The following is a 10,918-nucleotide window of genomic DNA, read 5'->3' as shown; positions in this document are numbered from 1 at the left end:
ATAGTGAATTTATAGAAATAACTTTGAAATGTTGATTTAATAGGGATTATATCAAAAATAGAGTTTTCAAAAGGGACACAATGCAGCTGTTTTGCATTTCATGTTTTTAAAAAAAAAGGACATGATACCGCTATAAGTTTTCATGTAGGGGAATAGAACTAATAGAATGAAAAAAGTAATAAAAACATTGATATATATGTGTTTGTAAGCCTTTCAAGATAAATCTGAAAGGGACATGATATCGCTATAAGTTTTCATGTTTAATATTAAAAGGATAAAGAATTTTATGAAAGAATTTTTTTCATTTATTATTTTCAATAAAAATATGGATACATTTTTCATCTTTATGTCGAAAGGGACATGATACCGCTATAGATTTTCATATTGATATAAACATAACCATATTTAACAGGGCTAATGTTATTAAAAAATAGACTTGACATGAGTGATGTTTTACAAATTGTTGTTGTTTTATATAATAAATAAAAGAAGAAACTTCAATACTACGTGATGAAAAGTCATGAATAGTGAAAATATAAGAGGGAAAATTCCGATATTTTATCATGTTTTTATATAAGGGAATACATATAGCTATAGTATTTCAACTTGAAATACAAAGAGTTTAAAATTTAATGAAGAAGGAGGGGAACATATGGATAATGTTCTACAATTGTTTCGTGATGCATTATTAATATCGGAACCACTTTATAAAGATGATGAAGCATTATGGGATAAATGGAATGCTTATTATAAGGATGTGAAAGAAGATAACAGCAAGATAGTGACTTCTTCATATCTTTCTCCTTCCTTTTCAATGCTAGTACAATGGCTTGAAAAGCAGCAAAAAAGAGGAATTTCTTCATTACAAATATTCACAGAAATAAATCAATATAAAGAGGAAATACAAGAAGCAATAGATTTATTTATTCATCAGGAGTTTTTAAAGCCTATAAAGGGTACTAATGAAATGGAATCTATTCTGTTAGAAAATGATAATCAGGTAAAAACAAATGATTATTATGAGGTTAATAACTCTGCTGTTTATTATAAATTAAGAGATGGAATTGCGAAAAATCAATTTGATGAGGATGAAGAAACGAAAATAAAGTCATACCCAATTGAAACAAAGGATAGTAATGGGCTAGCTCAACTTTCTTCACATAAAGATGAGGATTTAAGGTTAACAAACATAGAGGAAGCAGCTCGGTGGAATACACTTGTGGATGGTGTTATGAGTAATATGGATGACTTAACAGCAGATTGTCTTGATTCTATCACTATTCAATGGTTGAATGAAGCCAAATCACCAGATGAGTTTATAGATTTTTCATATGAACAAGTTTTAGAAATGTGTAGTATTCCTAAGGCAAAAGCTAATGGCGTTGAATATTATCGAGCTGAAGATAAGATTAAAGTTGCTAAAAGAATTGCTGCTTTAGCAAGTATTTTTATATACCTTAATGATGAAAATGAGGTTGTAGTCTTAAATGATCGTGCAGAGCCCGGTAAACATTACGAAGTCAAGCGTGAGATCATAAAGAGACTATTTGTACTAGATTCAGTCGTTCTTTGGAGAGATAAAAATACAAATGAATACATGGGAATAGAGTCATGCCGAATTAAACCAGGTAGTTTCTTGTCAAGCTACTTATACGGTTCAAGTAGTACAACTGCATTACTTTCCAAAAAGGCACTCGAATACAATAGTTATCGACATAAATACCATAAAAGATTAATTCGATATTTGACATGGCAGTGGAGAATTCGACAAATGTTTTCTAATTTAAGCAGGCCTTATTCTATAGGTGGGGATAAGGGGCTATTAGCAGTAATGGATATTAAACAGAATCAAAAACCTAATAGAATTAGAGACCAATTAGAAAATGTCTTAATGGATCTAGAACGTGAAAAAGTTATTTCTCATTGGGAGTATGAAAATGGCTTAGATGAAGAGCAATTAACAAAGAAGAATTGGTTTAAAAATTATTATTCGCAGTTAGGTATTAGGATATTACCACCTAAAGAGTTAATGAATTCAATGGAGAGTTTGGCCAAAAAGAAAAATACTAATGTAATACAAGCAGAAACAACTGTTACCAAGAAAGAAAGTAAGCCTACCAGTGTGGATGAAAGTGAATATTTGATCCGTGAAAAGATTGTATTTTTGCATACGAAGAAGAGTATTACAATGAGGGAGCTTTCAGAAGAGATAGGCATATCCCAACCTACTCTTTCAAGATTCTACAACCAAAAGACTAAGCGTCTTTCAGGTGTTGCTAAGGAGAAGCTAAACCGGTGGTATAAAAGACAGATTATTATTGATAAGATGTAATAAATAGGCTGTATAAAAGTAAGTATACCTTTACTTTTATACAGCCTATTTAATTTTTCATTTCTAGTTAAATTTTAGAAATAACAACTTTTTTACAATTGGGGAAGTAAAAACTCTTAAGTTGATAGGAATGTATGGTGACTGCCTTGCATGTTATTCAAGGATAGTACTTTATATGAGTATGCAATTGTACATATTCATATAAAGTACATAATACATAAAATCCCATAAAATTATAGTAATAACATTTTTTTATATGATATTTATTAAGATTCAATGATATCAACAAATTTTATGTTTAATTATAGGAGTAAAATTATTTCACTTCATGAAGTGATAATAATATGAAAACTTTTTAAATATAATTAGAAAAAAACAAAACATCTAATATCAGAAAAATCGAACATTAGATATACAATTTTCTAGTTTACTTATGAAAAACATAGTGATTAAAATGGGGGGGAAGTAAGGACCTTATATTCTATCAAAAACAAATAAAAAACGAGATGCAATTACCCTTTGAAAAAAATTCTATTTTCAAGTGTGTATGAAGAAATTCTAACGTTAGATTTTACAGCATATACGATTAAAATCGTAAAAAATAATAGTAAAGAGGTGTACGGAATGAAGGGCAAAATTATGGCAGGATTTTTAATAACATCAATTGTTACCGGGGCGACTATTCCTATCAATACTCTCGCAACGCCAATTGTTCAGGCAGAAACAAAACAAGATAATATAGATATTTCCTCAGCATTACGAAAATTAGGTGCACACTCCAAGTTAACACAAACCTTTATTGATGGAGCTTTAGCAAATCCGAATGTACAACTTGAAGAAGTTCCATCTTTAAATACAACTCAATTTCTAATTAAACAAGATATGAAAGAGTGGTCATCCGAACTTTATCCTAAATTAATTCTATTAAATTCAAAAAGTAAAGGATTTGTAACTAAATTTAATAGTTATTATCCAACATTAAAAGGATTTGTAGATAATAAGGAAGATAAAGAAGGGTTTACAGATAGACTGGAAGTCCTTCAAGACATGACCATCACAAACCAAGAAAGTGTGCAACGTCAAATTAATGAGTTAACAGATCTAAAACTACAGGTAGATAAGAAGTTGAAAAATCTTGATACTGATGTGGCAAAAACACAGAGTGTCCTTAATTCAGAGGGAACAGGAAAAATAGATAAGTTAAAAAATGAAATGCTAGATACAAAAAAATCAATTCAAAATGATTTACAGCAAATAGCGTTATTACCAGGAGCTTTAAATGAACAAGGACTAAAGGTATTCCAAGAAATTTATAGTCTATCAAAAGATATCATTGAACCGGCTGCTCAAACAGCAGTAGTAGCGTATAACAAAGGAAAAGAAATAAACAATGCTATTGTAGACGCAGAGAATAAAGCAGAGCAAGAAGCAAAAGAAAAAGGAAAATCAGCTATAGAAATTGAGGCTGCCAAAAAAGAAGCACGTGAAGCGATAGAGAAAAGTAAAAAAGGTGAAATCGCTGCAGCTGCAGTTACAAAAACGAAAGAGTATGATCTTATGAAAGTAATTGATCCTGAAAAAATTAAAAAAACATATAATACTTTTGCTGAAATTAATAAACTAACAGCAGAGCAACGTGCATATTTAAATGATTTAGAGAAACAAAATCAGAAATTATATGACTTAACGACTAAATTAACAGTAGCAGATTTACAAAAATCAATGATTCTTTTCATGCAAAATGATTTGCATACATTTGCTAACCAAGTAGATGGAGAAATTGAGCTAATGAAACGTTACAAAGAGGATTTTGATCTAATAAATAATAGTATTACAAAATTATCGACTGAAGTTGATACCAATAACACCCAGTCTCAAAAAGATACATTAAGACGATTAAAAAGTGTAACAACTCAACTCGAAGAACAAGTTTATAAATTTTAATATTAAGAAATTAGGTTTAATAAAAATATTATAACGCAACTGAAAATAAGGAGGAGAATCAAATGATGAAATTTCCATTTAAGGTTATAACTTTAGCCACTTTAGCAACGGTTATAACTGCTACGAATGGTAGTACTATTCATGCACTTGCACAAGAACAGACAGCTCAAGAACATAAAATAGAAAATTATGCGTTAGGACCTGAAGGGTTAAAGAAAGCGTTGGCTGCAACTGGCTCTCATATTCTTGTAATGGATTTGTACGCAAAAACTATGATTAAGCAACCGAATGTAAATTTATCCAACATTGATTTAGGTTCAGGAGGAGGAGAATTAATCAAAAATATCCACCTGAATCAGGAACTGTCACGAATCAATGCAAATTACTGGTTAGATACAGCGAAGCCAAACATTCAAAAAACAGCTCGTAATATTGTAAATTATGATGAGCAATTCCAAAATTATTACGACACATTAGTAGATACTGTAAAAAAGAAAGATAAGATGAGCCTTAAAGAAGGAATAGGGGATTTAATCGATACAATTCATACAAATTCAAATGAAGTTACTGACGTCATTAAGATGTTAGAGGCTTTCAAAACAAAGTTGTATACAAATACTGTAGATTTTAAAAATAATGTTGGTGGTCCAGATGGACAGGGAGGATTGACGGCTATATTAGCGGGAAAACAAGCACTAGTCCCACAACTTCAGGCCGAAATTGAGAATTTACGTTCTACACAGAAATCACATTTTGATAATGTATTAGCCTGGTCAATTGGCGGTGGACTAGGAGCAGCTATTTTAGTTATTGGAACGATTGCAGGAGCGGTAGTAATTGTTGTGACTGGTGGTACAGCTACACCAGCTGTTGTTGGCGGTCTTACAGCTCTAGGAGCAGCTGGTATCGGTTTAGGAACAGCAGCTGGTGTCGAGGCATCTAATCATATGAATTCTTATAATGAAATTTCGAATAAAATCGGAGAATTAAGTATGAAAGCTGATCTGGCTAATCAAGCGGTTATTTCACTTACTAATACGAAAGACACTCTAACATATTTGTATCAGACAGTGGATCAAGCAATAATGTCTCTAACAAGTATTCAGCAACAATGGAATAAAATGGGGGCTAATTATAAAGATTTATATGATAATATCGATCAAATGCAAGAACATAAACTTTCGTTAATACCTGACGATTTAAAAGCTGCTAAACAAAGTTGGAATGACATTCATAAGGACGCAGAATTCATTTCAAAAGACATTGCTTTTAAACAAGAAAAAACAAACTAAAAATTAATATATATTCATAGGAGGAATTAAAGTGAATAATAATTTTCCTTATAAACTACTTGCTGTATCGACGTTTTTAACCCTGACAACAACTACTGTAGTTTCACCAGTAGCTGCTTTTGCAAGTGAAAGTAAAATAGAACAAACCAGTACGGAAGATATATCTCTTTCTGTAAACAGTGAAAAGATGAAAAAAGCTTTGCAAGATGCTGGGGTATTTGCAAAATCCATGAATGATTACTCTTATTTGTTAATTAATAATCCAGATGTTAACTTTGAAGGAATTGATATTAAAGGATATACAAATCTACCTAGTCAAATTGCACAAGATCAAAAGAATGCAAGAGAGCATGCTACAAAATGGGATGCTCACATAAAAAAACAACTTTTAGATACCCTTACAGGAATTGTAGAGTATGATACCACATTTGACAATTATTACGATACATTAGTAGAAGCAATTAATGAAGGAGATGCAGATACATTAAAAGAAGGCATTACAGATTTACAAGGTGAGATTAAACAAAACCAAGCATATACACAGAATTTAATTCAAGAACTAGCTAAGTTAAGAGATAGTATTGGAGAAGATGTCCGAGCATTTGGAGGTCATAAAGATATCTTGCAATCGATTTTAAAAAATCAAGCATCTGGAATAGATGAAGATGAAAAACGCCTAAATGATGTTTTAGAGCAAATAAGACATTTTAAACAAGTAGAATCGGATGGAATAATAACTGTATCATATCCTTCAATCCCTACATGGATTGCTGGAGGTGTGATGATAGGGGTAGCAAGAAATAATTTAGGTACGTTAGAGCCGTTATTAGTGCAATTACGCCAAACCGTAGACTATAAAATAACATTAAATCGTGTAGTTGGAGTTGCGTATAATAATATTACTGAAATGCAAAATGCAATTGGATCAGCTATTAATGCTCTTACCTATATGTCAGCACAATGGCATGATTTAGATTCTCAATATTCAGGAGTGCTTAATCATATTGATAAAGCATCCCAAAAAGCAGATCAAAATAAATTTAAATTCTTAAAACCTAACCTGAATGCAGCGAAAGACAGCTGGAAAACATTACGAGCAGATGCGTTTACATTGAAAGAAGGAATAAAAACATTAAAAATGGATCCTGTTTCTTCAAAAAAATAGGGAAGTAATGTTTTATTGTAAAGTTTTCTAAAATATAGAGACTTTAAAAACATACTGTTAAATTATTAAATGATTCGTTATATACTAAAAAGGTGGGGTTGTATCAAGAGCTTCACCTTTTTTTATTGTAGTTGAGTTGTAAGAGCAAGTTTCATCTTGTTTCAATTATGAAAGGGCTTCTTTGAGCCGATTAGTGTATATATAGCTTATTTTGCTATGTACATATTTAATCGACTTGAAGAAGTTCTTTTTGTGTTGCCTTCAAGTTAGGAATCACTTGTATATAGAATATCGGAGGCTAATAGTACACTAAATGAAAAAAGCACATAATTTGTGCTCGTTTTTCTCATGAAACAATAGGGGGTTATTTAAAGGAAACGATCTATGATTGCAATTGTATGGAATATCTAAACATTCAAAAGTTAAATACATCCGAACAAATTAAATTTATTGATAATGGACAAATGGTATTAAGAACATTACAAGACATATGTAATGCGAGAAAATTTACTATCATCGCTTGTACCGTAGTAAAGATATTAAAATAAATAGGCACGAGGGCTTATATTTAGATATTACAACTAAAAAATAATGTGAATAACTAGCACAGCTATTAGGCTTTTTTCATTTAGAAAAATACTATGGACATTATTAAAGATCATTATTATTAAATTTTTTTGATTAGATCTGACATTTTATTAACACTCATACTACTAATAATAAAATCTATTATAAATATATATCTTATATATTAAAAAGAAATAAAGATAAAACTATTATAGGTTATCAAAAATAGGAGGAAACTCTACTCCCACAAGGGAAAATTTGATGTTAGCACGTAAAAAATCATAAATAGTAAAAAATGTATCCGTAGATTCAATAATTATAAGACTTTCAATTCTACAAAAAAGCAGAAAGAAAATCATATGTTTCTACATGAAATCGGAAAGGAATTGATACAAATTACTTTATATTTATCCAACTATGGAAATAGGCTTCATTTTCTTTATTTTGTTAAATAAGCAGTATTTAACGTTCAATTATCCACATTTTATTCAGAAAATGTAGTTATTTGTTAACATAACTCACTATTTACACATAACTCACATTATTATTGATGATTTTTATTAGATATATACAACAACACTAGTAGTTACAATGATGTCAGAAAAATACTATTCACATTCGAGTATATTTGTCCTCATATCCACTGTTTTTATAATTTTATTTTTGATTTTTTGTAGGTATTATGAGATAGGTTTTATTACATTAGAAGAATATTCCCTAGTACTATGTGGAGAGTTATATAGTGCTAGAAGAGAATTTGTATAGAATTGCATAAAAAAGACTTCATTTTACATGAAGTCCTTCTGATTTTGTATTTATAAATAGAGTAGTAGAAAAGGAGTATGAATGAAACAACTACGAATAGCCCTCTAATTTCGATTTTTTCAAAAATAGAGAGCTCGTTACTATTATTTTATTTCCATTGCGTGTAGCACCTGATCTGGAGCTGTTATTGTTACACCAGCACGTACTAAACGTTCAAAGGTACGCATAAACTCTAGTAAATTAAACTGTTTTGGTAGCTCAATCACACGCAGTTGTTCTTGCGGTAGTTTATCAATTGCTTCAATAAACCATTCACGTACATCACTTGGAATTGTGCGTTCTTTATGGCCACGAACTTTTAGTTTTTCGCGCATTTCAATTTCTAAAGCGATATATGCATGGAGATTCACGCCCTGATCATATGCATATTTTCTAAATAACGTTTCTTCCTGGTATTTTAGATAATTACGGTGATAAGATTCTTCTGTTACTGGTACCGCAAACTTCTGCTTCAATAATGCATGCACATTTTTAAACATCTTTTTAATGTTACGAAGAGAGTACATAGAATAATGTAGGCCGAAATTAAAGATAGCTTGCTCACGGTCACTATTTCTCTCTTTTGGTATATGCTGCGCAATAAGAGGGTAGATACCTTCTTTTGCTGCTGTATCGAGAATTTGATATTGAGATGTTTGATGCAATAGTTTCTTCAACGTATATACAATCTTCGTTGGATATCCTTCTTTTCGATCAACCATGTCACGTAGTCCGCGAATGACACTGCGAATTTGACGATGACAAGTATGCTTTAATACATGAATGAATTTATTCATGTCTGCAGACAATTCACCGATATTCATCTCTTGTAGGACTGCTTCGATAAATTTCGCTTTTCGAGCATAGGTAGCTATTGGTGTAAATGGATCCCTATGTTGTTCTTCTCCAGCTTCTTTCGAACATAAGAAGTCTGAATGGATAGACAGATATAATGTCGTATATCGTTTTGTATGCTTTACACCTTTTTGCATTTTGCAAATTTTGAATAGGGGATTCCCCGTACATGGTAATACAGTTGTTAATTCCTCGATAACCGCACGGATCTGATGCGGATATTTTTTATGTAAGAAACGATACATCCCACCGAAGTGAGTTTTGTTTCCTCTTTCGTCCTGCTTGTCCAAAGAACGCTTTAATGTTGTTTCCGTATGTTGTTGCATTGCGATGTCTAAGAATAGTTTCTTAGCTGCTACAGATAGCTTAAAGAAATCCTTTGTAAATACAACAGGGCTAATATATACGTACGGATTTGCTTTTTCTGTTTCCTCATTCATAAAATGAGTGAGTTTGATTGTATAACGGCCATCTACTCCATTTTCGATGGAGATAATGTTATGTAAGTTTAATTTCTTTAATGCGATATAGAATTGAGAGTGTTGGATATAAGCAAATTCTTCTTTATATTGCTTGTAATCTTCCCACATCATATGTATTGTTACATTTGGAATGACACCGTTTGTATAGCATTTTTTATGTAAGTACAAGAACACTTCAAGATCAGCATTCGTAATACCGTATAATTTATGTTTTCGTCCTGCTTTTTCTGCAAGTGTAGACATTGCTCGACGTGAAAAAGATGGTTTGGCTTTTTCGACAAAACCTTCTACATCCGCAATACGCTCTTCGTATGTCATGTGCTGCAGAATATCTTCTAAATATGTATCTTTATAGCTGTAGTATTTCTCCTCAAATGTTTCCACAAACTTTTGCCAAGATTTGAGTGTTACTAAAACTGCGTTTGTTGTTTTCCCATTTAAGCTACGTTGATTACGTATCACAAATGCTTTTCCCATCTTTTTCACCTCCGTTCTACAAATTCAGAAATATATGTCAAAATACTATAAAATATACCAATTTTGATTATAGCAAAATGAAAATTGCTGAAATGTGCTCCTTTAAGAAGAAAATTAGTAACTTGCAACAGCTTATGAAGCTAGTTGTATCAAGGGATAAGAGAATTTCATGATTTTTTTTTGTGTTAAGGATACCGCAAACGTGTTGCAAGTTGGATGATATGTATAAAAGTAAGTGAAAAAGCAACTAAACCCTTGGTATATAAAGGATTATAGTGAAAATGGTAGGGAAGTTAGGGAAAGGATACCGCAAACATGTTGCAAGTTAGTAAACGTAATCATTAAAAATGAATTGTAATAATTACCCTTGATATAAAAGGACTTGTTGATATTTATAGAATGAAAGTAGGGAAAGGATACCGCAAACAGTGTTGCATCTTGTGAGAAAAATAAGGGCATGCATACCGCAAACGTGTTGCAAGTTGGGTAATATGTATAAAAGTAAATAGAAAAGTACCTAAACCCTTGGTATATAAGGGATTACAGTAAAAATGGTAGAGAAGTTAGGGAAAGGATACCGCAAACATGTTGCATATTATGTATGTAACTTATTAAAAATATGAGATAAATAGCTTAAAAACTTTAAAATGACATGATTTTTTTTAAAATTATTTGGTTGAGAAATAAATTATACTGTTGCAAGTTGAAAGAAATAGGGAAAGGATACCGCAAACATGTTGCAAGTTGATTAGAAATAGGTAAGAGAAAGAGCAACCGTGTTGCAAGTTGAAGAATTAAGGAAAGAAAGGCGCAAAAAAAATGCAGGAAGTAGAAATAGGGAAAAGAAAGAGCAGCATGTTGCAAGTTGAGAAAAATAAGGCAAACAAAGCGCAAAAGGAATGTAAGTAAGGGGAAATAGGTAAGAGAAAGAGCAAACTGTTGCAAGTTGAAGAGTTAAGGAAAGAAAGGCGCAAAAGAAATGCAAGTAAGTAGAAATAGG

4 protein-coding genes and 2 pseudogenes are annotated in these 10,918 nt (G+C 31.3%); 5 read left to right on the top strand and 1 reads right to left on the bottom strand.

Going from position 1 to position 10,918, the window contains the following annotated elements; all coding sequences use genetic code 11:
• Positions 1 to 652: 652 nt before the first annotated feature.
• The 5 genes and pseudogenes from MR167_RS28505 to hblA form a co-directional block, all read left to right on the top strand.
• A pseudogene (locus MR167_RS28505) lies at positions 653 to 2,069 on the top strand (XRE family transcriptional regulator); the annotation flags it as partial.
• A gap of 65 nt (positions 2,070 to 2,134) precedes the next feature.
• Positions 2,135 to 2,332 (top strand): annotated as a pseudogene (locus MR167_RS33765) (helix-turn-helix domain-containing protein); the annotation flags it as partial.
• 624 nt (positions 2,333 to 2,956) lie between these two features.
• A complete protein-coding gene (gene hblC, locus MR167_RS28500) occupies positions 2,957 to 4,276 on the top strand; it encodes a hemolysin BL lytic component L2 (protein ID WP_242316046.1) in 1,320 nt (439 codons plus the stop codon).
• Between the two features lie 62 nt (positions 4,277 to 4,338).
• Entirely contained in the window at positions 4,339 to 5,568 is a 1,230-nt protein-coding gene (gene hblD, locus MR167_RS28495; protein ID WP_000975321.1) for a hemolysin BL lytic component L1, read from the top strand.
• A gap of 31 nt (positions 5,569 to 5,599) precedes the next feature.
• Positions 5,600 to 6,733 carry a hemolysin BL binding component B gene (hblA, locus tag MR167_RS28490; RefSeq protein WP_060852711.1) on the top strand — a complete coding sequence of 378 codons (1,134 nt, stop codon included), beginning with the start codon at positions 5,600 to 5,602 and terminating at the stop codon, positions 6,731 to 6,733.
• Between the two features lie 1,475 nt (positions 6,734 to 8,208).
• Here the strand turns inward: hblA and MR167_RS28485 are convergent.
• Positions 8,209 to 9,918: a hypothetical protein gene (locus MR167_RS28485; protein WP_086398124.1), complete on the bottom strand. Its 1,710-nt coding sequence runs from the start codon at positions 9,916 to 9,918 to the stop codon at positions 8,209 to 8,211.
• Between the last annotated feature and the right edge of the window lie 1,000 nt (positions 9,919 to 10,918).

This window comes from Bacillus cereus group sp. BfR-BA-01355 (assembly GCF_022663675.1).
Taxonomy (GTDB): Bacteria; Bacillota; Bacilli; order Bacillales; family Bacillaceae_G; genus Bacillus_A; species Bacillus_A thuringiensis_S.
Note: the sequence above shows the minus strand (reverse complement) of the source record. Positions and strands in the feature narration are given on the sequence as shown.

Excerpts from the sequence above, each read along its gene's own strand:
- hblC (WP_242316046.1), top strand. The coding sequence starts at position 2,957 with ATGAAGGGCAAAATTATGGCAGGATTTTTAATAACATCAATTGTTACC.
- hblD (WP_000975321.1), top strand. The coding sequence starts at position 4,339 with ATGATGAAATTTCCATTTAAGGTTATAACTTTAGCCACTTTAGCAACG.
- MR167_RS28485 (WP_086398124.1), bottom strand. The coding sequence starts at position 9,918 with ATGGGAAAAGCATTTGTGATACGTAATCAACGTAGCTTAAATGGGAAA.